The organism is Polaromonas sp. P4_F6 (assembly GCF_056401275.1).
This window is the reverse complement of record NZ_JBFUJQ010000001.1, coordinates 598,676-620,996: the sequence shown is the minus strand read 5'-3', so window position 1 is coordinate 620,996 and position 22,321 is coordinate 598,676. Positions and strand designations below refer to the sequence as shown.

Sequence of the window (22,321 nt, the reverse complement as noted above, 5' to 3'; positions counted from 1 at the left end):
CCGGAATATCCCCGGCCATCCCAGGGTGACCGTACCTTTTGTAACTTCGCCATGTAAGGCAATAGGTGAGAGTTTGGAAAAAATGAAGTGAATAGTTCACATTACTTTTTCTGAAAATTGGTGTATGGGGGTGACCCCTGTCAGTTCTGACAGGGGATAACACGTATCAATTTGTTTGAGCGCTTTCAATGGGGGTTCCTCTTTCTAACGGAGCTCCCCATGCAAGTACTCGAACGCGAACTTTCACCCGCCGCCAAGGCGCCCATCAATCCCGCCCTGGGGGCCCAACTGAGCCAGCGCATCGCGCGCGACTTCAAGCCGCGCTGGGACCAGCAATGGGGCGGGAAATTCATGCTCCATGGCCGCACGCCCGACTCCAATGCCATACGCCTGGACGGCAACGACTACCTGAGCATCACCGGGCATCCGCAGATCGTGCATGCCCAGGTCGAGTCCTTGCGCAAGGCGCAGGAGTTCGTGGTGCAGTCCGGCGTCTTCCACCTGAACCAGCATCCCACGCATGCCCTGGAGACGGCCCTGGCCGCCTGGGTCGGCAAGGACGACGGTTTCATCTGCCAGTCGGGCTACGCGGCCAACGTCGGCTTGCTGCAGGCGATTGCCGACGCGCAGACACCGGTCTACCTGGACACCCTGGCCCATGCCTCGCTGTGGGAAGGCGCCCACGCGGCGCGCGCGCCGGCTTTCGCCTTCCGCCACAACGACCCGGCCCACCTGGCGCGCATGATCGCGCGCAACGGTCCCGGCATTGTGGTGGTGGATTCGGTCTACAGCACCACCGGCGCCGTCAGCCCGCTGGTGGAAATGGTGGACGTGGCCGAGGCCCATGGCTGCATGATGCTGGTCGACGAGTCCCACTCGCTGGGCACGCACGGCCCCCAGGGCGCCGGCCTGTGCGCCGAACTGGGCCTGACGGACCGGGTGCACTTCATCACCGCCAGCCTGGCCAAGGCCTTCGCGGGCCGCGCCGGCTTTTTCACCGCCCCGGCCCATATGCGCTACTACATCCTGTGCTCGAGTTTCCCCAACATCTTCAGCTCCAGCCTGCTGCCGCACGAGATCGCGGGCCTGGCCGCGACGCTGGAGCTGATCCGGGGCAGCGACGACGCGCGCAAGCGCCTGCACGCGAACACGCGCCGGCTGCGCGCCTCGCTGAGCGAGCTCGGCTACCCCATCCACCAGGGCAGCCAGCAGATCATCGCGCTGGAAGTCGGCTCGGAAAGCGACACCATGGTGCTGCGCGACCGGCTGGAGGAGCGCAATGTGTTTTCCTCGATGTTCTGCGCGCCGGCCACCAGCGCCAAGCGCGCCATGATGCGCATGACGCTGAACGCCGGCCTGACCGAGTCGGAGCTGGAGCATGTGGAGGCCGTGGCCCGCGAGATCGCCCCCATCGTCAAACCCTGGGACTGGCCGATCGCGCGGCGCGCCCGGGCCGGCCAGGCCGAGGCATAGTTAGTCTTGCAGCTGCCGTTCGCCGGAGGTGGCGATAAAGCGCTCGTGGCTGGTCATAAAGCCCGGGCTGAAGGCCTCGCCGACGCTGAACAGCGCGGCGTGCAGCACGGCCGTGCCCGAGGCGATGGCGAAGGCCTGGCGCGGCTGCGGCTTCTGGCCGGCGCCCAGCGCCAGCTGCAGTTCGAGGTCTATGAGTTTTCTGCCCGCGGCCACATCCTGCACGGTGGCCGCGTCCCAGCCCTGGGACTCGGCGATCTCCGCGAGTTCGCGCAGGTTGGCCGCCGGCTCCAGTTGCAGCCAGCTGGCGCTGCCCTTGCGGTCCAGCGCCAGCACGCCGAAAGGCGCGCCTATCACCACATGTTCTATCCAGCCCTGGCGCAGCGCCAGGTTTTCGAGTTCCTGGGCGATGGTGGGTTCGCACAGCAGGGCGTGCTGCTCGCGCGACAGCGTGGAGCGCCAGGTCTGCTGGTGCCGCCCGTCGGGCTGGCGCAGCAGCGCCTGGATGGCGTCGGTCAGGCGCAGCCGGATCTCGGGGGACTGCTTGGGGATGAACTGCTCGATCAGCCCGCGGTTGAAGGCCGAGACGGCGAGCTGCTCGTCGGCGCGCCCGGTCAGCAGCACGCGCGCGCCGGACCAGCCCGTCAGCTCGCTGAGCACCCGCAGCCCGCTCATCGCCGGCATCGAGTAGTCGACCACGCAGACCTGGGTCAGCGCAAAGCGCGCCGTGCCGTCTTCGCGCCAGTACTGCAGGATTTGCGGGATCAGGGCAGCGCCCTCGCGCCAGCGGTTGATGATTTCCTGCTGGCGCCAGGCGTCGGCTTCCCAGCGCGCCGGCTCCTTGAGCAGCAGGTCTATGCAGGCCACAGGCCGCAGGAACAGGCGCACATACCAGTCCAGCGGCATGACCTCGGCCAGCATTTCAAGATAGTCCGGGTCGTCGTCCAGAAAGACCACGCCTCCCGGTCGGCGGTAGAGTGCAAAGGACATGTTTGTCGTTTTAGGGTGGGTTGTCAAAAGCAGTCGTACAAAGTCGCAAACGGGCTTTCAGGGGCATCAGGGCGCCATGGGCAGTTCAATGGTAAAAACGGCGCCCACGGCAAACTCGGATTTCACATGAATGTTGCCGCCTGCACTTTGTACCACTTGCTGGCAAAACGCCAAACCCAGGCCGTGGCCGGTGCCGCGGTTGCTGGAGAAAAAAGGCTTGAAAATCTGCGGCAGCAAGGCGGCGTCTATGCCCATGCCCTCGTCCGCCACGATAATGCGGCCGCGATACTGCGAATGGCCCACCTCGATGCGCAGCGCGCCGGCCGGGTATTTCGAGTCGGCCGCCATCAGGGAGTGCAGGGCGTTCTTGATCAGGTTGTCCAGCACCTGGGAAAACTGGGTGGCGGAAGAGCGGAAACTGAAATCGTCATGAATGATGACCTTGACACAGTCGCGCTGGCGGCTCGACTGGTAGGGATAGGCCACCACAACGTCCTGCACCACCTTGCTGGCCCAGACCCGCTCGGTGTAGCGCGGCAGCTGCAGCAGCTTGGCATTGGCAATCTGGGTGTCGATCTGGTGGTTCATGTTGCGCACCAGGGCGTGCAGGCGCAGCGCCAGCTTGTCCAGCTGCTGCGCGCGCGGGTTGTCGGGCTGGCGCTGCACCTCCAGCTGGATCGCGTCGCCCAGCAGGGCCGCCGTCGACAGCGGTGTGCGAAGTTCATGGGCCATGATGCCTATGGTGGTCAGCGTGCTGGAGAGTTGTTCGCGCCGCAGGTTGGCCGAAGAGAGGTTGAGCACCAGCGCGATCGACCAGGCAAAGGCAAAGACCACGGCGTGGACGGCGCGCTGCTCCGGCGGCAGCAAGGGAACCGCGGGCCCGATGGCCATGAAGGCCCCGAAGGCCAGCAGGCCCCCCGTGATGGTGCCCAGCGTGGCCAGGCGCCAGTCGGTCACGTGGTAGTAGATCAGCACCATGGCCGCCATGGTGGCCAGCCACACCGTGCTGCCGCTGTTGCACAGGTACATCCAGCTGAACAGTACCGGCAGTTCCACCCAGAACACCAGGCCGAACACCCTTTGCGCCAGGCGGCTGCTCGGGTCGTGGTTCACGCGCCGCGTCATCAGGCTGTAGCCCAGCAGGCTGGCCATCACGCGCAGGGGCAGGTTTTCATAGGGCTGGGGCAGCCAGGCCGACCAGATCCAGGCGAACAGGGCATTGCCCGAAAAAAAAGAAAGCCCCAGCCACCACAGACGCCGCGGCGATGGATGCAAAATGGGCTCCAGCGGGGCGAGTACCAGCTCCTCGCGCAGCCACTGGAGCAAGGGGCGCTGCGCCAGCCACGCGTGGAAGCGGGCGCTCCTCACTTTAAAGATCTCTCCAGCACAACAGGGAACCTGACTGATGATGCATTTGACATGTGACTGTATTGTCCGGGTTCTTTTTCCGTCAAGCTAATGCTATTACCTGCCAACTTTGACAGCGTGAGCCTCGATGGCGTCATCAGCGACTGGCTGTGCGCCCTGCGCGAATTTTCGGTCGAGGCCCTGATGGTGCTGGGCCCCGACCCTTTTGCGGGCCAGGAGGACCGGCTGGTGCTGGCCATCCACCCGCCGCGCCTGCTCGAGGCGGCCGAGGCCCTGGCCGAAAGCCGCGACTTCGGCGCTCCCTGGCGCGACTCCGATGCGCCCCTGGTGGCCTGGCAGGATATCTCCAAATCGGCTTTCGAGAGCCTGGGCCGCTGGCGCCGGCTCTGGCTGGCCCATGGCTACCAAAGCGTGGTGCGCATCGCCTTTCCGCTCACCGTGGGCCGCGCCTTCGAGTGCTACCTGTTCAGCCCGCGCCAGTGGCACGACCGCAGCGAGGCGGCCCTGCTGGCCTGGTCGGCGCTCAACATCTGGCCGCTGCTCAAGCGCGCGCTGGCCGAGGCGCGCAGCCCGCTGAGCCCGCGCGAACTCGAGTGCCTGAGCCTGGCCTTCCAGGGCATGACCGCGCGTGAAAGCGGCGAGCTGCTGGCCTGCAGCGAGCGCACCGTCAATTTCCACCTCTCCAATGCCATGACCAAGCTCAGGGTCGACAACAAGCTGGCCGCCATCCAGCGCGCCTGCTGGTTCGGATTGATTTGACCCTGGATTTCCCGCCAAACCCTACTGGAAACCCCTAGGCCGCCGGCCGGGGCGCGGCGCCAAACCTGTTCATAATCCGCCAAATGACCTTCCTAGCGCTTGATGTGGGTAACACCCGCCTGAAATGGGCCCAGTACGAGGCGCCCGCGGCCGGCGCCAAACTGCTGGCACAGGGGGCGGTGTTCCTGGAGAACATCGACAGGCTGGCCGAAGAGGAGTGGAATGGCCTGCCCATCCCTTCGCGCACCCTGGGCTGCATCGTCGCCGGCGACGCCATCAAGCGGCGTGTGGCCGAGCAGATGGAGCTCTGGGACGTGGCGCCGCGCTGGGTGGTCTCCAGCCCGCAGGAGGCGGGCGTGAGCAACGGCTACGACCATCCGGCCCGCCTGGGCGCCGACCGCTGGGTCGCCATCATAGGGGCGCGCCACCGGCTGCTGGCGCGCGGCGTGCACAAGCCCTGTGTGGTCGTCATGGTGGGCACCGCGGTCACCGTCGAGGCCATAGACGCCTCCGGCAAATTCCTGGGCGGCATCATCCTGCCGGGCCATGGCATCATGCTGCGCGCGCTCGAGTCCGGCACGGCCGGCCTGCATGTGCCCACCGGCGAGGTTCGCGACTTCCCCACCAACACCAGCGACGCGCTGACCAGCGGCGGCACCTTCGCGATTGCCGGCGCCGTCCAGCGCATGGTCGAAAACATCACGCGCCACTGCGGCGAGACGCCCGAATGCATCATGACCGGCGGCGCGGGCTGGAAGATGGCGCCCAGCATGTCGGTCAAATTCGAGCTGGTGGACAGCCTGATCTTTGACGGGCTTCTGGAAATCGCTTCCCGTCGCTTCGCCCTTTAAGGCGGCGGTGCCTCAGGCGACGCTCACTCTCCCCAGGGCAGCATCAGCGTCACAATCGAAAGCTTGGCGAACTCTGGCACAAACTCGTCAATGATGCGCTGCGGCTCCGGGCACAGCGTGCTGTCGGTGATCACGCCGAACTGCACGCCGCCGCCGTAACTCAGGATGGAGACGCCCAGGCCCATGTCGCCCGACTGCGGCACCCAGAACATGCTTTGCTCCAGCGTGGAGCCGCAGAACTTGAGCTTTTCGCGCGGGCCCGGCACATTGGTCATGACCGCCGTGGTCTTTTTGGCGAACAGGTTGAGCATCATGTCCTGCGCCGGCTTGATCAGCAGGCCCGCCACCGCCAGCAGGCTGAAGGCCAGCAGCGGCTGGTAGCTGCCCTTGAGCGCTGCCATGCGGCGGCGCACCTCGTAGACGCGCTCGATCGGGTTGTCTATGCCTATGGGCAGCACCAGCGGCACCAGGCCGAAGCGGTTGCCCAGCTTGTGCGCCTGGTCCAGCGGCCGCAGGTTCACCGGCACCATGGCGCGGATTTCCTGGCCCGCCACGTCGTCGCCAAAGGTTTTCAGGTACTCGCCCAGGGCGCCGGCTACGCAGCTGAGCAGGACGTCGTTGATCGAGCAGTTGAGCGCCTTGCCCACGGCCTTGACCTCGTCCAGCGGAATCGGCTGGCACCAGGCCACTTTTTTGGCGCCGCCGGGCTTGCCCTTGAGCCGGGTCTTGGAGTCGTCGGGCATCAGGGCCAGCGCGGCCGAGTCGGACAGCAGCTGGAACAGCACCTTGGCCATGTCGAAAGAGCCGCTCACGCCTTGCTCCATGCCTTTTTTCGGGTCCCCCAGCATGCCCAACGAGCGCGCCGCGCCTTCGCCCACGGCGCCCAGCGCCTTGACCGTGATGTCGGTAAAGGGCTTGAGCAGGGTGTCGGTAATCCAGTCTTCCGGGCCGGCGGCCGCCGCCTTCTTGCGCCGCTCGGGCGGCGGCGCGCCGCCGTCGACCAGCGACATGGTCACCGAAATCAGCGCGATGCCGTCGGCGATGCAGTGGTGGATGCGCACGATCATGGCGCTGCCCTTGACGCCGTCGGGCCCGGTGTAGTCCTCAATCAGGTGGATCTGCCACAGCGGGCGTTTCGGGTCCAGGCGCCGGGTGGCCAGCTCGGCCACACGGTCCTGCAGGGCCTGCTCCTGGTTGGCCGATTTCGGCAGTTTCTCGGCCACCACATGGTTGGCCAGGTCGAAATTGCGGTCCATCACCCAGGTGGCGCCGGCCGCGTCTTCCATCACGCGCTGCTTGAAGCGGTCGTACTTGAGCAGGCTGTTTTCAATACGTTCGCGGACCGCCGCGTGCTTGACGCCGGGTGCCAGCTGCCACACGCCCACGATCATCATGAGGTTGGCATCGTTGTCCATGCGCAGCCAGGCCGTGTCGACCTTGCTCATGCGTTCCCCCGAAATGCCCAGGGTTCCCGAGACGGCCCGCTTGACGTTCTTCTGGACGTTTTTTGCCACTTTCCGGCCGGCGGCCTGGGCGGTAACGCGTGTAACCATGAGCACTCCCGATGCAAAACTGCTGCGAATCCACCCCGGATGGGGTAACTTCCCTATTTTGCAAGGAACGGCCTCGCTAAGATACCGGGCAGTTACCCCAAGCACCTCATTGGTGACCCACTTCTAAAAACGGAGATCCCCTCATGTCAGACCTGAAAGCCGCCTTCGACAAAGCCATGGCCGATTCGAAAAACCTCAGCGAGCGTCCTGACAACGCCACGCTGCTGAAGATCTACGCGCTCTACAAGCAAGGCAGCAGCGGCGACAACACCGACAAAAAGCCCGGCTTCGGCGACATGGTCGCGCGCGCCAAGTGGGACGCCTGGAACAGCCTCAAGGGCACGTCGCAGGACGATGCGATGCAGCAGTACATCGACCTGATTGCTGACCTGAGCTAAGCCCCGGCCTTTCGTACAACAAAAGCGGCACAGCCCCCGCGCAGTTTGCGCCGGGGCTGTGCCGCTTTTTTTGCTGCCCGTGGGCGGTTTCAGTCTGCCTTGATATTGGCCAGCTTCACAATCCGGCCCCACATCTTGCGTTCGCTGTCGCCCAAGGCGCCCAGCTCGGCACCGCTCATGACCACAGCCTTGGCGCCTTGCTCTTCGGCGCGCTTTTTGAAGTTCTCCGATTCCACCACCTGCTTGATCGCCAGCGAGAGCCGGCCCTGCAGGTCGGCGGACAGGCCCGTGGGCCCGTAGACCGCGAACCACGACGAGGCCACCAGCGGCACGCCGGCTTCGGTGGCCGTCGGCACATTGGGCTGGGCGGCCAGGCGCGTGCGGCCGGTCACCATCAGCGCCTTGAGTTTGCCCGCGCGTATATGCGGCAGCAGCGGCGGCGGCGTGGTGATGGTGAAGTCCACCGTGCCGGCCAGCAGGTCGGTCAGTGCCGGGCCGGTGCCGCGGTAGGGGATGTGCACCATAAAGGTCTTGGTCAGGTCTTTGAGCAGCTCGGTGGTCACGTGCTGCAGCGAGCCGTTGCCGCTGGAGGCGTAGTTGACCTTGCCCGGGTTGGCCTTGACGTACTTGAGGAAGTCCGCGAAGTTGTCGGCCGGGAAATTGCCGCGCACCACCAGCAGCTGCGGCGCGTCGATCAGGTGGCCCAGGGGCTTGAGGCTGGTGGCCGGGTCAAAACCCGGTACCGGCTGGATCAGCGGCGTGATGCACTGGTAGCCCGAGTACTGCACCAGCAGGCTGCTGCCGTCGGCCGGGCCGCGCGCCACCAGCTGGCCGGCGATGTTGCCGTTGCCGCCGCCGCGGTTGTCCACCACCACCGAGGCCTGCAAAATCTTGCCCAGTGGTTCGGCCAGCATGCGCGCGGCGATGTCGGTGGTGCCGCCGGCCGCCGTGGGCACCACCAGCGTGATGGGCTTGCCGGCGAGCTGTGCGCGCACCGGGTTCAACCAGGCGGCGGTGCTGAGCCCGGCAACGGTCAGCAGTGTCCTGCGGGAAATGAAAGTCATGGTCTTGTCTCCAGTCGTAGTTGTAGGTTTGCCGTTTTCAGGCGGGTTCGGAAATCTCGATGAGGTTCAGGTCCGGGTCGCGCACATAGACCGACCGGATTTTTTGCGTCGCGCCCGTGCGCAGCACGGGGCCTTCGATCACGGGCCAGCGCTCGCGCTCAAGGCGGCTGATCACCTCGGCAAGGGGGACGCCGGCCAGAAAGCACAGGTCCAGCGCGCCCGGCACCGGCAAATGGGCCTTGGGTTCGAACTCGCGCCCTCTGACATGCAGGTTGATCTTCTGCTGGCCGAATTTAAAGGCCTTGCGCTCCACGGGCGGCGTGCCGCCGGTAAAGGTTTCCAGCGCCATGCCCAGCACGCGGGTGTAAAAGTCCACGCAGGCTTTCTCGTCCGACGTGGTCAGCACCAGGTGGTCAAGATGGTCGATCATGTGGACGCCTCCCGCAGCTCCGCCACATAGGGCGGCGGTGCATGCAGGTCGCTGATGCGGCCGGCCTTGGCGACCTGGCCGGGGACTTCATGACCGACGATGGCCGGCATTTGCCGCGCCACTTCCAGCAGCCTGGCGATGTCCATGCCGGTGTCGTAGCCCATGGCGTCCAGCATGTGGATGGCGTCTTCGCTGCTGATATTGCCGCTGGCGCCGGGTGCGTAAGGGCAGCCGCCCAGGCCGCCCAGCGAGCCGTCAAAGCGCGTGATGCCGCCCTGCACCGCGGCCAGCACATTGGCCAGGCCCATGCCGCGCGTATTGTGGAAGTGCAGCGTCAGCTGCAGGCCGGCAAAACGCTGCTGCAGCACCTCGACCATACGGCTGACTTGCGCCGGGTGCGCCATGCCCGTGGTGTCGCAAATCGTGAGGCCGCGCACGCGGTCCGCGCCGAAGGCGGCAAAACGCTCGCTCCAGCGCAGCACCTCGTCCTCGGCCACCTCGCCCTCCATGGGGCAGCCAAAGCAGCATGAGAGTGAGATATTGATGGGCGTGCGGCCATCGACATGGCGAATCACGTCGGACAGCGCGGCAAAACTTTTCTCGCGCGGCATGCGCAGATTGGCCAGGTTGTGGGTTTCCGAGACCGACATCACCAGGTTGAGCTCGTCGGCGCGCGACTCCAGCGCGCGCTCTGCCCCGCGCAGGTTGGGCACCAGCACCGTGTATTCCACGCCGGGCGCGCGGCGTATGCGGCCCATGACTTCCTCGGCGTCGCGCAGCATGGGAATGGCCTTGGGCGAGGTGAAGGAGGTCACTTCGATCTTGGCGTAGCCGCAGCCGCTCAGCGCATCGACCAGCGCGACCTTTTCGTCGGTGGGAATGAAGTTGGGCTCGATCTGGAAGCCGTCGCGCGTAGCGACCTCGTTGAAATAAATTCGCTTCTTCATGCTGCGTCCTTCCCGGCCACGATGCCCTTGTCCTTCAAGGCCTGGATCTGCTCGGCAGAAAGTCCCATCTCCCGCAGCACCGCATCGGTGTCCTGCCCCACCTGCGGCGCATTGCGGCGGTGGCCGCCCGGCGTGCGCGAGAGCTTGGGCACGATGCCGGGCACGGCCAGCATGCTGCCGTCGTCCATACGCACTTCATCGAGCATGCCGCGCGCCTGGTAATGCGGGTCGGCCGCGATGTCGGCCACGGTGTAGATGCGGCCCGCAGGCACCGATACCTTGTCGAGCGCTACCAGCACTTCGTCCACCGTGAGGCCCAAAGTCCATTGACCTATGGCCGCGTCGATTTCTGCCACGCGCGCCACGCGGCCGGCGTTGTCGGCCAGCGCCGGGTCGCTGCCGAGGTCGGCCCGGCCTATGGTGGCCATGAGCCGCTTGAAAATGCTGTCGCCGTTGCCCGCCACCAGCGCATAGCCGCCGTCCTTGCAGAGGTAGGCATTGCTGGGCGCGATGCCGGGCAGGGCGCTGCCGGCCGCGCCGCGCACCGCGCCGAACGCGCTGTATTCGGGCAGCAGGCTTTCCATGCAGTTGAACACGGCCTCATAGAGCGCCACGTCGATCACCTGGCCCTTGCCGGAGTGCTGGCGCTCCTGCATGGCCAGCAGGATGCCGATCACGCCGTGCAGCGCGGCCAGCGTGTCGCCTATGCTCACGCCCACGCGTACCGGCACGCGGCCCGGTTCGGCCGTCAGGTGGCGCAGACCGCTCATGGCTTCGGCCACCACGCCGAAGCCCGGTTTGTCGCGGTAGGGGCCGGTCTGGCCGTAGCCGCTGATGCGCAGCATGATGAGGCGCGGGTTCAGCGCCAGCAGTTCGTCAGGGCCCAGGCCCCAGCCTTCCATGGCGCCGGGGCGGAAGTTCTCGATCAGCACGTCGGCGTCAAGCGCCAGCCGGCGCACGATGTCCTGCGCCTCGGGGCTTTTGAGGTCCAGCGCCACCGAGCGCTTGTTGCGCGACTGCACCTGCCACCACACGGAAGTGCCATCCTTGAGCAAACGCCATTTGCGCAGCGGGTCGCCGGCGCCCGGGGTTTCGATCTTGATGATGTCGGCGCCGAAGTCCGCCAGTGTCTTGGCGGCAAAGGGCCCGGCGATCAGCTGGCCCAGTTCCAGTACCTTGAGGCCGGCGAGCGGGCCGGTGGCGGCGGGGGCGGGAGGGGAGGTTTCAGTGGAGGCCATGGCCGGCAGTGTGCCGCCCGGGGCCTGCCGCGTCCATTACCGCTTTGGACCTCTGGCTTTCGCGTTTTGCGAAGGCAGGGCGCCCTTCGGCCTCCCAGGCCCAACAGGCGCCACCAGGAAATCCACCAGCGCCGTGATGGCCGCGTCGGGCTGGCCCGCCATGGTGGCCGCGAGCAGGCGGCGCCTGGCCCAGGCATCGGCCAGCGGCCGCCAGCCCAGCTTCATGCTTTTGATGAGGGGCAGCGTGGCGCCTTTGGGCAGCACGGCCACGCCCAGGCCCGAGGCCACCATATGGCATACCGCATCAAAGCTGCGCACCTGCATGCGCAGTTTCAGCGGCCGGTTCGCGGCCAGCGCGGCCTGCTGCTGCTTTTGCAGCATGGCGGCGCCGGCCGTCAGGCTGATCCATTCCTCGTCGAGCGCATCCACAAAGGCCAGCGGCGCCTTGCTGCGCGCCAGCGCGTGGCCGGCCGGCAGTATCAGCACCAGCTCGTCCTCGCGAAAGAGGCGCGTGTCCAGCCCCGTGGTGTCCGGCCCCTCGACAAACACCGCCGCGTCGGCCCGGCCTTCGCGCAGGGTGGCCACCACGGCCTCGGACACCTGCTCTTCGAGGTCTATGTGCACCTGCGGTTGCAGCTCGCCGTAGCGCGCGAGCAGCGGCGGCAAGAACTGGCTGATGGCGGCGCTGCTGGCGCACAGGCGTATGTGGCGCGCGATGCCGCGCCGCAGGTCGGCCAGTTCGCCGCCCAGCTGCTCCATGGTTTGCAGCAGGGTCAGGCCGTGCTTGACGAATACGCGGCCGGCCGCCGTGGGCAGCAGGCCGCGCGCGTGGCGCTCGAACAGGGCTTCGCCCAGGGCGTCCTCGAGTTCGCGTATGCGCCGGCTGGCCGCAGCCAGCGCCAGGTGCGAATCGCGCGCCGCCGCGGTCAGGCTGCCGGTCTGGGCGCAAGCCACGGCCAGGCGCACGGACACCAGGTCGAAGCGGGCGAGGTTGTAGCTCACGGGCCGCGCCCTTCGATTTTCAGGCGGCCTTCTTTTTGGCGGCTGCTTTTTTTGCGGCGGGCTTTTTCGCGATCAGCGTGTCCAGGTTCTTCACGATCTCGCCTTCGATCGTGTCCTTGAAAGCGCCCAGCAGGAAGCCGAGCTTGGCGTTCAGGTCGAAGCTGTCCTTGGTGACCACCAGCGTGCCGCTGACGCCCGAGCGGGTGAAGCTCACGAGGTCTTCGGTCTTGCCCTCTTCATAGGTGCATTCCATGTCGAACTTTTCTTCGACCTGTTCGGCCCACTTGAAGGCGATTTTGCGTGCCTCGGCAAGGCCCAGGCCGTGTTCGCGCTGGATGTGGATGTCAGCCATTGATCGTCTCCGTGTTGTTGTCCGTGTTGTTCGTTTTAAGCGCCTTGCGCCGCTCTTCCTTGGGCAGGCCGGCCAGCCTTTTCACCGCATCATAAAACCGTTGCCAGTCGCGGCCCTCGCGCTCGAACAGCATTTCGAAACCGGGCACCAGCTCATCATAGGCGGCCTGCGCGCCGAAAGCCGCGTTGTTGGCGCGCGCCACCCAGGGGTCGTAGCCCGCGAAGCCGCCCCAGGAGGCCTTGAGTACGGCGTAGTCCTCGCGAAAGCGCGCGAAGGCCCGGGCTTTCGCGGCCGCCTGCGCGGCTTTGTCGGCGTCACTGGCCGGCTTCTGCTCGTAGATTGCAGCCAGTTCCAGCCGGGTGGCCAGCGCCAGCGCGCGGAACTGCCGGCGCCGCCCGTCGAACTGGAGGTAATCCTGGCGGGCTTTATCGTTGCCGTGGGCGGCCTCGCTGTCCAGCCAGCGCTGGCTGCCCAGGCGCTCGACGGCGGTGGCGAAGGACTCGTTGAACATGGTGTCGTCCTTGGCGTAGACCACCTGGTGCGCGAGCTCATGAAAGATCAGCCGCGCCAGTTCGCCTTCCGGATAGCCGATGAAGGTATTGAGCAACGGGTCGCCGCCGGCCCAGTTCATCCAGCCCAGTGTGGAATAGGCGGGCACACCGTAGACGCTGGTTTCCAGTCCTTGCGCCTTCAGCCGGTCGGCCTCGGCGCGCGCCTCGGCCTCGCTGAAGTAGCCGCGGTAGCCCACGCAGCCCGTGACCGGGAAGCACCAGGTCTTGAGCGTCAGCGACAACTCGGGCGCGGCCACCACGTTCCAGACCACGGCGCTGCGGCGCAGGTCGGCGTAGCGCCGGTAGCTGGGGTTGTCGGGCAGCTTGAGTTCGCTCACGGCGAAGCTGCGTATGCGCTGCGACAGCGCCAGCCGGTCTTTGAGCTGCCCGGACGCCTGCGTGTCGTTCAGCCAGTCATCCACCGGCCGGGCTGCGTTGAGCATCTGCAAATGGCCGCTGACGGACTGCCAGTAGTAGCCCAGGTCGGCACAGCCCGCCAGGCCCAGGGCCGCGGCCAGCGCCACGGCCAGGGTCCGCTTCAGCGTGCCGCGTTTCATGGGCAAGCTCAGGCGGCCTGCGCCTCGCGCTGCACCTGCACCAGGCAGTCGTAAAACACCGGGCCGCGGCCCATGTCGGTGAGTTGCTGGCTGGTGAGTTCGTTGACATTGGTGCCGTCCAGGCCCAGCTTGCGCCACCAGATGCCCAGGCCGTTGACCACGCCGGGCCGGGCCCGCGCGGAGACCTCGGCCTTGACCCGGTATTCGCCGCGCTGGTTGAACACCTTGACGATGGCGCCGGTGGTGATGCCGCGCGCGGCGGCGTCGTCGGCGTGGATTTCCAGCACCGGCTCGGCCTCGATGTCGCGCAGGCTTTTGACGTTGACGAAGCTCGAATTCAGGAAGTTGCGCGCCGGCGGCGAGATCATGGCCAGCGGAAATTGCGCGGAAGAACCCGCGGCCTCATGGTTGGGCACATGGTCCGGCAGGCCGTCGGCGCTTTGGGCCGCCAGCCGCGCGCTGAAAAATTCGCAGCGGCCCGAGGCCGTGGGGAAGCGGCCCTCGGCAAAAGGCGCGTCGGGCAGGTCCAGCGTGGCAAAACCCTTGTCCAGCAGCTGCTGGAAGTCGACCTTGTCGCCGAACACCGCACGGCACAGCTGCTCGTCGCTGTCGGAAAAACACGGATCGGCAAATCCCATGTGGGCCGCCAGCTCGCGAAAGATCTGGGTGTTGGGTTTGGCCTGGCCCAGCGGCGCGATGGCCGGGCGGTTCAGCAGCGCGTCGGTGTGGCCGTAGGCGCCGTGCACATCCCAGTGCTCCAGCTGCGTGGTGGCCGGCAGGATGTAGTCGGCGTAGTCGGCGGTGTCGGTCTGGAAGTGTTCGAGCACCACGGTGAACAGGTCTTCGCGCGCAAAGCCCTGCACCACCTTGCCGGACTCGGGGGCGACCGCCACCGGGTTGCTGTTGTAGACGATGAGGGCCTCGATCTTCGGGCCGAACAGCGGCGAGGCAGGCGCCAGCAGCGCATTGCCTATGGTGCTCATGTTGATGGTGCGCGGCTGCCGGCCCTTGAGCAGCTCGGGCCGCTGCAGCGCGGCCTTGTCCACCGGGAACAGGCCCGAACTGCTCAGCAGCACGCCGCCGGCGCGGTGCCGCCAGGCACCCGTGAGCGCGGGCAGGCAGGCGATGGCCCGGGCCGCGTTGCCGCCGCCGTGCACGCGCTGCATGCCGTAGTTCAGGCGTATGGCGGCCGGTTGCCTGTTCACCATGCATTCGCCGTAATCGCGCGCCAGCGAGCGTATCTGTTCGGCCGGCACGCCGCAGACGGCGGCGGCGCGCTCGGGGCTCCACTGCAGCGCGCGTTCGCGCAGCCCGCCCTGCGGGCTTTCCCAGCCCAGGGTGTGGCGCGCGATGTAGTCGTGGTCCAGCCAGTCGTGGATGATGAGTTCGTGCATCAGCGCGAGCGCCAGCGCGGCGTCGGTGCCGGGTAGCAGCGCGATGTGCTCATGGCATTTCTCGGCGGTTTCGCTGCGGCGCGGGTCTATGCAGACGAGTTTGGCGCCGTCGCGCTTGGCCTGCTGCGCATAACGCCAGAAATGCAGGTTGCTGCCTATGGAGTTGCTGCCCCAGATGATGATGAGTTTGGATTCGGCGAAAAACTCCACCCGCATGCCGACCTTGCCCCCCAGGGTCTGCACCAGGGCCTCGCCGCCGGCCGAGGAGCAGATGGTGCGGTCCAGGAAAGACGCGCCCAGCCGGTTGAAAAAGCGCCCGGCCATGCTTTCGCCCTGCACCTGGCCCATGGTGCCGGCGTAGCTGTAGGGGACGATGGCCTCGGGGTCGCGCGCCGCGATGGCCTTGAGGCGCGCCGCGATGTCGGCCAGCGCGGCCTCCCAGCTCACTGGCTCGAACTGCCCGCTGCCTTTGGGGCCGCTGCGCTTGAGCGGGCCCAGCAGGCGCTCGGGGTGGTAGCTGCGCTCGGTGTAGCGCGAGACCTTGTTGCACAGCACGCCGCCGGTATGCGGATGCGCGGGGTTGCCCTGCACGCGGGTGGCGATGCCGTTCTCCACCGTGGTCAGCAGCGAGCAGGTGTCGGGGCAGTCGTGCGGGCAGGCGCCCAGCACCTGCGCGGCGCCCGGCTTCAGCCGGCTGTCAGGGTTGGCCTCGGTCCTAGGGGAGATGCTGATGGTATTGCTCATGGTTCAACTTTATATTGGCTTGATCGTCGCATCCCGGGGGAGACACAGCATGACAACAACAATGAACGGAATGCGGGCATTCCGCGCCGCCGCCAGAGTCACCATGGTAGCGGCCCTGGCCGGCCTGCTCGCGGCAGGGGCCAATGCCGAGGACGGCGTCAGCAAGACCGCCGTCACCCTGGGCCAGTCCCTGGCCATGACCGGGCCCGGCGCCACGCTGGCCCTGCCCTTCGCGCAGGGCGCGCGGCTTTACTTCGATCGGGTCAACGCGGGCGGCGGCGTCAACGGCCGCAAGATTGAGCTCAGCACGCTGGACGACATGGGCAACCCCGACACCACCGTGGCCAACACCAAAAAGCTGCTGGACCAGAAGGTGTTCTCTTTATTCGGCTACTACGGCTCGCCGCAGGTCACTGCCGTCAATCCGCTGCTCAAGGACACCGACATCCTGCTGTTCGCGCCCATGGCCGGCGCCGACGAGCTGCGCGGCTCGCTCTACCCGAATGTCTATTCGGTGCGGCCCGGCTATTCCGAAGAGGCCGCGATGATCACGCGCCACGCCGAGACCCTGGGCATGCGCAAGCTGGCCATCCTGCACGGCAAGGACCTGGAGTCGCTCGCGGCGCTGGATTCGGCCGAGCGCACCATGGGCGGCCTGGGCGCCAACCTGGTGGCCAAGTCGGCGCTTTCCGGCGGCAGCGTGGCCACCAGCGTGGACCAGGTGCTGGCCAAAAAACCGGAGTCGGTGCTGGTGATCAGCGATGCTTCGGGCGCGGCCAATGCCATACGCGACCTGCGCAGCAAGGGCTTTCGCGGGCCTATCTACGGTTTTTCGAGCACCGGCGAAAGCCTGCTGGCCGAACAGCTGGGCGCGGCCGGCGCCGGCGTGGTGGTGGTGCGCGTGACGCCCAAGTCGGACAACGCCAAAAGCGTGCTGGTGCGCGAAATGCAGGCCGATGCGCTGGCGGCCAAGCTCGGCAAGTCCAATGTCTACATGCTGGAAGGCTATATCGCCGCCTGGACCTACACCGAAGCCCTGCGCAGGGCCGGCAAGGACCCGACCCGGGCCAAGCTGCGCAAGGCGCTGGACAGCCTGCAGGACCTGAACCTGGGCGGCTTTCGTGTCCACTTCGACGGCGATCGCGTGGGCTCCAAGCTGGTCGAGCTCAGCCTGATCGACGCATTGGGACGGGTCAGGGAATAGCGCCGGGCGGGTCCGGGAATAGGGCTATTCCCTTGGAAAGCTGGCAATTTGCTGACGGCCGGCCTTCCGTGTAAGCCCAAAGTAGTGACCTATCGCACAGGCTTTCCTACTGTTACGAATGGGGGTAACCAGGCTGTAAGTTGTGTTGCGAGAATCGAGGGATGAACCTCACTCGCAGAAAATTTTCCATCCTGGCCGGCGCTTCCACGCTGGCCGGCTTTAACGTCGCCCATGCCCAGGCCGACAAAATCATCCTGGGCCAGTCGGCCGCCTTCACCGGTCCGGCCGCGCAACTGGGCATACAGTTCCACTCGGGCGCCAAGGTCTACTTCGACCAGGTCAACGCCCAGGGCGGCATCGGCAAGCGCCTGATCGAGATCCGCAACCTCGATGACGGCTACGAGCCCGAGCGCTGCGCCGAAAACACCCGCAAGCTGATCGCCGACGACGTGTTCGCGCTCTTTGGCTACATCGGCACGCCCACCAGCATCGCCGCGCTGCCGCTGGCGACCAAGGACAAGGTGCCGTTTTTCGCCCCCTTCACCGGCGCCATGGCGCTGCGCGACCCCTTCAACAAGTACGCCTTCCATGTGCGCGCTTCGTACAACGACGAAACCGGCCTCATCGTCAAACAGCTGACCAGCCTGGGCCTGAAAAAAATCGCGGTGTTTTACCAGAACGACGCCTACGGCAAGGCCGGCCTGGACGGCGTGACGCTGGCCCTGGCGGCGCAAAACCTCAAGCCGGTGGCGCTGGCGACGGTGGAACGCAACACGGTGAACGTGGCCGGCGCGGTCAAGACCCTGGTCGCGGCCGGGCCCGACGCGGTGGTGCAGATCGGCGCCTACAAGGCCTGCGCGGCCTTTATCCGTGAGGCCCGCAAGGCCGGCTACGGCGGCACCTTTTACAACGTGTCCTTTGTCGGCACGCAGGCGCTGGCCGACGAACTCGGCAAGGACGGCGCGGGCGTGGTGGTCTCGCAGGTCATGCCGTCGCCCTACAACACGGCCCGCCTCATCGCGCGCGAGTTTGTCGATGCGGCCAAGGCGGCGGGCAACGCCCAGGTCAATTTCTCCAGCATGGAGGGTTATGTGGCCGCCAAGGTCTTTGTGGACGGGCTCAAGCGCGGCGGGGCCGCCAAGGTCAGCCGCGAGTCGCTGATCGCCGGCCTGGAGGGCATGGGCAGCCAGTCAATGGGCGGTTTCACCGTGTCGTTTTCGGCGACGGATCACGTGGCGTCCAACTTCGTGGAACTGTCCATGCTGACGGGCGACGGCCGGGTAAGGACCTGAAGTATTTGACTCCCCGGCCCCGCAGCGGCCCGCATGAAAAACGCCTGACTCAGTCAGGCGTTTTCTTTTTGGGCGCGGGCATTGTGAGTGGCGCTCATCCTGCCAGCTCTTTCAACATCCCATACAGCATGGCCGCAGCCGGCTGCAAAGGCCGGTCTTTGCGCGCAATCAGCCCCAGCAGGCGGTGGATGCCGGGCTCGACCAGCGCAATCCCCTTGAGCGTGGCATGTGTTTGCGGCAATGACAGGCCCGGCAGCGCCGCCAGCCCCAGCCCGGCCTCCACCAGCGCGAGTGCACCCGTCACGTGGTTGACTTCGTAAAAGGCGCTGGGCGGCCGGCGCAGGCTTGAAAGGACGCTGTCCAGCAGCAGCCGGTTGCCGCTTTGGCGCGACAAAGCCACCATCTTTTCATCAGCCAGCTCTTCCCAGGCGATCGATTCACGAAGCGCCCAGGGGTGGTCGCGCGGCATGACCAGCACGTAGTCTTCCTGCCGCAGGGCCTCGAAACGGATCTCGGGCTCCTGCACGCCCACGAAATTCACACCGAAGTCCGCATCGCCGGACAGCACGCTGGTCAGCACCGCATTGGCGCTCTCATCCACCACCTTGATCCGGACGCTGGGAAACCGGTCGGCAAAGCGCTTGAGCACGCCGGGCAGCAGGTGGTGCGCCACCGACGGCAGGCAGGCAACCGTCACCTGGCCGCGCCGCAGGCTGGCGTTGTCCGCCAGCCTGAGCACCGCATATTCGAGGCCGTTGAGGGCGGCGCGCGCCTCCTCCAGGAACTGCCGCCCCACGTTGGTCAGGGACACGCGGCGGGTGGTGCGGTCCAGCAGGCGGCTGCCGAGCGTCGCCTCCAGCTTGTCGATGCGGCGGCTGAGGGCCGGCGGAGAAATGGACAGGTCTTCTGCCGCCACCCTGAAGCTGGCCTTTTCGGCGACCGCCACAAAAGCCTGGAGCTCGTCCAGCCCGAAATTGATCCGCCTCATGCACTAATCAGTCAGAAAGTTGCAATATACAAATGATTGTGCGCCATCTAGCATCGCTTTCTCTTCAATCGACGCTGCCGATGCCCATGAAACACCTGCTTCCCCGTCTTGCCGTGGCCCTTGCATTGGTCACCACCGCACTGTCGGCAATGGCCGATACCTGGCCGTCCCGGCCCATCCGCTTCGTCGTGCCCTTCGGCCCAGGCGGCGCCAACGATCTGGTGGCCCGCGCCGTGGCGGAGGCGGCATCGAAACAACTGGGCCAACCCATCATTGTGGAAAACAAGCCGGGCGCGGGCTCGGTGCTGGGCGCCGACCTGGTGGCCAAGGCCTTGCCCGATGGCTATACCTTCCTGACACCTGCCGGCGGCGTGATCACCAATGCGCTGATCAAGACCAAAATGCCCTACAAGGAAGAAGACCTGGTGCCCGTGGCCATGATGGCGGTCAGCCCGTCGGTCATCGTGGTGTCCGCCGACTCGCCGATCAAGGACCTCAAGGGCCTGTTAGCCGCGGCAAAAACGGGCCGCGGATTGAACTTTTCAACCGCCGGCACCGGCAGCACGCCGCACTTCGTCGCCGAGATGCTCAAGCTCAAGTCCGGCGCGAAGCTTGAGGTGATTCCCTACAAGAGCGGCTCGGAGGGCATGGTGGCCGTGATCGGCAAGCAGGTCGACGCCACCTCTGAAGCCAGCGTGGTGGTCCTGCCGCAAGTCAAGGGCGGCAAGCTGCGCGCCATCGCGTCGACCTGGAACCGCCGCATCGCGGCGCTGCCGGATCTGCCGACCGCCGAAGAGCAGGGCTACCCCAATGTGTTCATCGGCCACTGGTCCGGTGTGTTTGCCCCACGCGGCACGCCCGAAGACATCCTGGAAAAAATGAATGGCGCGATCAATGCGGCGCTCAAGTCCCCGGAACTGCGCGCCCGCCTGATCCCGCAGGGCATAGACCCGGTCAACGGCAGCCGCGCCGACTTCAGCAAATTCCTGGCGGGTGAGAAGGCCAGGCTCGGCCCGATCGCCAAGGCCGCCAACATGAAGGAAGACTGAATTCCCGGCTCCAGCCACGCACCGGGCCACATCACTGGCGCACATGCGCCAAACCAACGACAAAAAGGAGACCCTTGCCATGACATTCACATTCCAGCGGATACGACGCGTCATCCTGGCCGCCCTCAGCCTCGTGCTGCTCGCAGGCAATGCCCTGGCCGCCGATATCCGGGTGATCAGTTCGGGCGGCTTCACCGCCGCCTACCAGCAGCTGATACCGCTCTATGAACAGGCCAGCCAGAACAAGGTCATCACCAGCTACGGCGCCTCCATTGGCAATGCGCCGGACTCGATTCCCAGCCGGCTGGCGCGCGGCGAGACCTTTGACATCGTGATCCTGGCCGACGCCGGGCTGGAGACGCTGGTCAAGGAGGGCAAGGTCATTCCAGGCAGCCGTGTCGATCTGGCGCGCTCCGTGATCGGCATGTCGGTGCGCAAAGGCACACCCAAGCCGGACATCAGCACGGTGGATGCCTTGCGCCAGACTTTGCTGAACGCGAAGTCGATTGCCTATTCCGCGAGCGCCAGCGGCACTTATCTGTCGACAGAGCTTTTTCAGCGCCTGGGCGTGGCCGACCAGATCAAGGACAAGGCCCGCAAGATTTTCAGTGAGCGGGTCGGGACGGTGGTGGCGCGGGGCGATGCCGAGATCGGTTTCCAGCAAGTCAGTGAATTGCTGCCCTTCAAGGAGCTGGACTTTGTGGGGCCCTTGCCCGATGAAGTCCAGCAGACCATCTTCTTTTCAGCGGGCCTCATGACGGGCGCCAGGGAACCCGAAGCGGCCCGACACCTGATCCGCTTCCTGGCTTCGCCGGCGGCCGCATTCATTGTGCGCGGCACTGGCATGGAGCCCGTTGCCGCCAAGCCTTGAGCTTGAAAGACAGGCCTAGCGCAGCTCGCGCGTGTTCACCAGGCCTTTCATGAAGTCCTGGCAGCGCGCCAGCTGTTCCAGGCTCACAAATTCGTCGGGCTGGTGCGCCTGGGTGATGCTGCCGGGCCCGCAGACCACGGTGGGAATGCCGGCGCCCTTGAAGATGCCCGCTTCGGTGCCGAAGGCCACCAGCGTGGTTTCCCGCGTGCCGGCCAGGCGCTGCGCGAGGCGGGTTACGTCGTCGCCGGCCGAACCCAGAAAAGCCGGTACCTCACAAATCGTCTCAAAGCTGAAGCCCGCATCGGGTGCGACTTTTTGCATCGCCGGCTGCGCGCGCTCCGCATAGGCCAGAATCTCTTTTTGCATCGCATGCGCGTCTGCCGTGGGCAGGTTGCGGAATTCATAGCGGAACTCGGCGTCGCGCGGCACCACGTTGTCGGCAATGCCGCCGTGGAACTGCCCGACGCTGGCGGTGCTGAAGGGCACGTCGAAACCCTCGTAGCGCGGCTCGCTGGCCTCAAAGCCCTCGGCCATGTCGCGCAGCTTGCCGACCACGCGCGCCGCCATCTCGATGGCGTTGACGGATTGCGGCGTGAGCGAGGAGTGCGCCTCCTTGCCGCGCACGCAGCATTTGTAGCGGTACACGCCCTTGTGCGCGGTGGCCGGCACCATGTTGGTGGGTTCACCGACGATGCAGGCCAGCGGCGCGATGCCGGCGTCCTTCATGTCGGCGATCAGCTCCCTCACGCCCAGGCAGCCGACTTCCTCGTCGTAGCTCAGCGCCAGGTGCAGCGCAAAGGGCGCCTGGCTGTTCAGGAAGTCCCCGGCATGGGCCAGGGCCATGCCGATAAAACCCTTCATGTCGCAGCTGCCGCGCCCGTAGAGCCGGCCGCCCTCGATGGCGGCCGACAGCGGGTCCAGCGTCCAGTCCTGGCCGTCCCAGGGCACGGTATCGGTATGGCCCGACAGGATGATGCCGGCCGGCCGGCCTTCGCCCAGCGTGGCGAAGAGGTTGGCCTTGGTCTTGCCGGCGTTGGTGGTGATGCGGCTGGCCACGCCCAGCCGGGCCAGCTCGTCGCGCACGAAATGGATCAGTTCCAGGTTGCTGTTGTCGCTGACGGTGTTCATGCGCACCAGGGCCTGGATCAGCTCCAGGGCGCGGGGCGAGACGGCGGGCAGGGCGATGGGGGAGGAAGGGGTGAGGGTGGGGGAGGGTGCAAGAGCCATGGCCCCATTTTGGCCGTATTCG

At 66.3% G+C, this 22,321-nt stretch carries 21 protein-coding genes; 8 read left to right on the top strand and 13 right to left on the bottom strand.

Annotation, left to right across the window (positions count from 1 at the left end; all coding sequences use genetic code 11):
- The first annotated feature begins 219 nt into the window (after positions 1 to 219).
- Positions 220 to 1,473, top strand: coding sequence for an alpha-hydroxyketone-type quorum-sensing autoinducer synthase (cqsA, locus tag AC1DUN_RS02955; RefSeq protein WP_477664453.1), 1,254 nt, complete (start codon positions 220 to 222; stop codon positions 1,471 to 1,473).
- On the opposite strand, the gene AC1DUN_RS02950 is transcribed toward cqsA, so the two are convergent.
- Positions 1,474 to 2,460 (bottom strand): response regulator, encoded by a 987-nt coding sequence (locus AC1DUN_RS02950; RefSeq protein WP_477664454.1) that lies wholly within the window; start codon positions 2,458 to 2,460, stop codon positions 1,474 to 1,476.
- Between the two features lie 66 nt (positions 2,461 to 2,526).
- Complete coding sequence (locus AC1DUN_RS02945) at positions 2,527 to 3,828, bottom strand: sensor histidine kinase (protein ID WP_477664455.1); 1,302 nt, start codon at positions 3,826 to 3,828, stop codon at positions 2,527 to 2,529.
- Positions 3,829 to 3,918: 90 nt separating this feature from the next.
- Here AC1DUN_RS02945 and AC1DUN_RS02940 point away from each other — a divergent pair, with 90 nt between their 5' ends.
- Both AC1DUN_RS02940 and AC1DUN_RS02935 read left to right on the top strand, forming a co-directional pair.
- Complete coding sequence (locus AC1DUN_RS02940; RefSeq protein ID WP_074575918.1) at positions 3,919 to 4,587, top strand: helix-turn-helix transcriptional regulator; 669 nt, start codon at positions 3,919 to 3,921, stop codon at positions 4,585 to 4,587.
- Between the two features lie 83 nt (positions 4,588 to 4,670).
- Entirely contained in the window at positions 4,671 to 5,438 is a 768-nt protein-coding gene (locus AC1DUN_RS02935; protein WP_477712646.1) for a type III pantothenate kinase, read from the top strand.
- Positions 5,439 to 5,461: 23 nt separating this feature from the next.
- Here the strand turns inward: AC1DUN_RS02935 and AC1DUN_RS02930 are convergent, their stop codons facing one another.
- Entirely contained in the window at positions 5,462 to 6,991 is a 1,530-nt protein-coding gene (locus AC1DUN_RS02930; RefSeq protein ID WP_477712645.1) for a wax ester/triacylglycerol synthase family O-acyltransferase, read from the bottom strand.
- A gap of 143 nt (positions 6,992 to 7,134) precedes the next feature.
- Between AC1DUN_RS02930 and AC1DUN_RS02925 the strand changes: the two genes are divergently transcribed.
- A complete protein-coding gene (locus AC1DUN_RS02925; RefSeq protein WP_477664459.1) occupies positions 7,135 to 7,389 on the top strand; it encodes an acyl-CoA-binding protein in 255 nt (84 codons plus the stop codon).
- Between the two features lie 89 nt (positions 7,390 to 7,478).
- Here AC1DUN_RS02925 and AC1DUN_RS02920 read toward each other — a convergent pair whose 3' ends face one another.
- The 8 genes from AC1DUN_RS02920 to AC1DUN_RS02885 are packed head-to-tail and all read right to left on the bottom strand — an operon-like array spanning position 7,479 to position 15,668.
- Positions 7,479 to 8,453, bottom strand: a complete 975-nt coding sequence (locus AC1DUN_RS02920; protein WP_477712644.1) for a Bug family tripartite tricarboxylate transporter substrate binding protein — start codon at positions 8,451 to 8,453, stop codon at positions 7,479 to 7,481.
- A gap of 37 nt (positions 8,454 to 8,490) precedes the next feature.
- Positions 8,491 to 8,883, bottom strand: coding sequence for a VOC family protein (locus tag AC1DUN_RS02915; protein ID WP_477712643.1), 393 nt, complete (start codon positions 8,881 to 8,883; stop codon positions 8,491 to 8,493).
- Complete coding sequence (locus AC1DUN_RS02910) at positions 8,880 to 9,830, bottom strand: hydroxymethylglutaryl-CoA lyase (protein ID WP_477712642.1); 951 nt, start codon at positions 9,828 to 9,830, stop codon at positions 8,880 to 8,882. The genes AC1DUN_RS02915 and AC1DUN_RS02910 overlap by 4 nt, the downstream gene beginning before the upstream one ends.
- On the bottom strand, positions 9,827 to 11,068 hold the full coding sequence (locus AC1DUN_RS02905) for a CaiB/BaiF CoA transferase family protein (RefSeq protein WP_477712641.1): 1,242 nt from the start codon (positions 11,066 to 11,068) through the stop codon (positions 9,827 to 9,829). Before AC1DUN_RS02905 ends, AC1DUN_RS02910 begins: the two co-directional genes overlap by 4 nt.
- A gap of 36 nt (positions 11,069 to 11,104) precedes the next feature.
- Complete coding sequence (locus AC1DUN_RS02900; protein WP_477712640.1) at positions 11,105 to 12,070, bottom strand: LysR family transcriptional regulator; 966 nt, start codon at positions 12,068 to 12,070, stop codon at positions 11,105 to 11,107.
- 19 nt (positions 12,071 to 12,089) lie between these two features.
- A complete protein-coding gene (locus AC1DUN_RS02895) occupies positions 12,090 to 12,422 on the bottom strand; it encodes a polyhydroxyalkanoic acid system family protein (RefSeq protein ID WP_477712639.1) in 333 nt (110 codons plus the stop codon).
- Positions 12,415 to 13,530 (bottom strand): aminopeptidase, encoded by a 1,116-nt coding sequence (locus AC1DUN_RS02890; RefSeq protein WP_477712638.1) that lies wholly within the window; start codon positions 13,528 to 13,530, stop codon positions 12,415 to 12,417. Before AC1DUN_RS02890 ends, AC1DUN_RS02895 begins: the two co-directional genes overlap by 8 nt.
- Positions 13,531 to 13,538: 8 nt before the next feature.
- Positions 13,539 to 15,668, bottom strand: a complete 2,130-nt coding sequence (locus AC1DUN_RS02885; RefSeq protein WP_477712637.1) for a molybdopterin-containing oxidoreductase family protein — start codon at positions 15,666 to 15,668, stop codon at positions 13,539 to 13,541.
- Between the two features lie 49 nt (positions 15,669 to 15,717).
- Between AC1DUN_RS02885 and AC1DUN_RS02880 the strand changes: the two genes are divergently transcribed.
- Complete coding sequence (locus AC1DUN_RS02880) at positions 15,718 to 16,872, top strand: ABC transporter substrate-binding protein (RefSeq protein ID WP_477712636.1); 1,155 nt, start codon at positions 15,718 to 15,720, stop codon at positions 16,870 to 16,872.
- Positions 16,873 to 17,033: 161 nt separating this feature from the next.
- The gene (locus AC1DUN_RS02875) at positions 17,034 to 18,164 is read left to right on the top strand and encodes an ABC transporter substrate-binding protein (protein WP_477712635.1); all 1,131 of its coding nucleotides are present in this window, start codon (positions 17,034 to 17,036) and stop codon (positions 18,162 to 18,164) included.
- A gap of 94 nt (positions 18,165 to 18,258) precedes the next feature.
- On the opposite strand, the gene AC1DUN_RS02870 is transcribed toward AC1DUN_RS02875, so the two are convergent.
- Positions 18,259 to 19,152, bottom strand: a complete 894-nt coding sequence (locus AC1DUN_RS02870; protein WP_477712634.1) for a LysR family transcriptional regulator — start codon at positions 19,150 to 19,152, stop codon at positions 18,259 to 18,261.
- A gap of 86 nt (positions 19,153 to 19,238) precedes the next feature.
- Between AC1DUN_RS02870 and AC1DUN_RS02865 the strand changes: the two genes are divergently transcribed.
- Together AC1DUN_RS02865 and AC1DUN_RS02860 are read left to right on the top strand one after the other, a co-directional pair.
- Positions 19,239 to 20,201, top strand: a complete 963-nt coding sequence (locus tag AC1DUN_RS02865) for a Bug family tripartite tricarboxylate transporter substrate binding protein (RefSeq protein ID WP_477712633.1) — start codon at positions 19,239 to 19,241, stop codon at positions 20,199 to 20,201.
- Between the two features lie 79 nt (positions 20,202 to 20,280).
- Positions 20,281 to 21,072, top strand: a complete 792-nt coding sequence (locus tag AC1DUN_RS02860; RefSeq protein ID WP_477712632.1) for a substrate-binding domain-containing protein — start codon at positions 20,281 to 20,283, stop codon at positions 21,070 to 21,072.
- Positions 21,073 to 21,087: 15 nt separating this feature from the next.
- Here the strand turns inward: AC1DUN_RS02860 and argE are convergent, their stop codons facing one another.
- Positions 21,088 to 22,299, bottom strand: a complete 1,212-nt coding sequence (argE, locus tag AC1DUN_RS02855; RefSeq protein ID WP_477712631.1) for an acetylornithine deacetylase — start codon at positions 22,297 to 22,299, stop codon at positions 21,088 to 21,090.
- Positions 22,300 to 22,321 lie beyond the last annotated feature (22 nt).

Excerpts from the sequence above, each read along its gene's own strand:
- cqsA (WP_477664453.1), top strand. The coding sequence starts at position 220 with ATGCAAGTACTCGAACGCGAACTTTCACCCGCCGCCAAGGCGCCCATC.
- AC1DUN_RS02950 (WP_477664454.1), bottom strand. The coding sequence starts at position 2,460 with ATGTCCTTTGCACTCTACCGCCGACCGGGAGGCGTGGTCTTTCTGGAC.
- AC1DUN_RS02940 (WP_074575918.1), top strand. The coding sequence starts at position 3,919 with ATGCTATTACCTGCCAACTTTGACAGCGTGAGCCTCGATGGCGTCATC.
- AC1DUN_RS02935 (WP_477712646.1), top strand. The coding sequence starts at position 4,671 with ATGACCTTCCTAGCGCTTGATGTGGGTAACACCCGCCTGAAATGGGCC.
- AC1DUN_RS02930 (WP_477712645.1), bottom strand. The coding sequence starts at position 6,991 with ATGGTTACACGCGTTACCGCCCAGGCCGCCGGCCGGAAAGTGGCAAAA.
- AC1DUN_RS02925 (WP_477664459.1), top strand. The coding sequence starts at position 7,135 with ATGTCAGACCTGAAAGCCGCCTTCGACAAAGCCATGGCCGATTCGAAA.
- AC1DUN_RS02920 (WP_477712644.1), bottom strand. The coding sequence starts at position 8,453 with ATGACTTTCATTTCCCGCAGGACACTGCTGACCGTTGCCGGGCTCAGC.
- AC1DUN_RS02915 (WP_477712643.1), bottom strand. The coding sequence starts at position 8,883 with ATGATCGACCATCTTGACCACCTGGTGCTGACCACGTCGGACGAGAAA.
- AC1DUN_RS02910 (WP_477712642.1), bottom strand. The coding sequence starts at position 9,830 with ATGAAGAAGCGAATTTATTTCAACGAGGTCGCTACGCGCGACGGCTTC.
- AC1DUN_RS02905 (WP_477712641.1), bottom strand. The coding sequence starts at position 11,068 with ATGGCCTCCACTGAAACCTCCCCTCCCGCCCCCGCCGCCACCGGCCCG.
- AC1DUN_RS02895 (WP_477712639.1), bottom strand. The coding sequence starts at position 12,422 with ATGGCTGACATCCACATCCAGCGCGAACACGGCCTGGGCCTTGCCGAG.
- AC1DUN_RS02890 (WP_477712638.1), bottom strand. The coding sequence starts at position 13,530 with ATGAAACGCGGCACGCTGAAGCGGACCCTGGCCGTGGCGCTGGCCGCG.
- AC1DUN_RS02885 (WP_477712637.1), bottom strand. The coding sequence starts at position 15,668 with ATGAGCAATACCATCAGCATCTCCCCTAGGACCGAGGCCAACCCTGAC.
- AC1DUN_RS02880 (WP_477712636.1), top strand. The coding sequence starts at position 15,718 with ATGACAACAACAATGAACGGAATGCGGGCATTCCGCGCCGCCGCCAGA.
- AC1DUN_RS02875 (WP_477712635.1), top strand. The coding sequence starts at position 17,034 with ATGAACCTCACTCGCAGAAAATTTTCCATCCTGGCCGGCGCTTCCACG.
- AC1DUN_RS02870 (WP_477712634.1), bottom strand. The coding sequence starts at position 19,152 with ATGAGGCGGATCAATTTCGGGCTGGACGAGCTCCAGGCTTTTGTGGCG.
- AC1DUN_RS02865 (WP_477712633.1), top strand. The coding sequence starts at position 19,239 with ATGAAACACCTGCTTCCCCGTCTTGCCGTGGCCCTTGCATTGGTCACC.
- AC1DUN_RS02860 (WP_477712632.1), top strand. The coding sequence starts at position 20,281 with ATGACATTCACATTCCAGCGGATACGACGCGTCATCCTGGCCGCCCTC.
- argE (WP_477712631.1), bottom strand. The coding sequence starts at position 22,299 with ATGGCTCTTGCACCCTCCCCCACCCTCACCCCTTCCTCCCCCATCGCC.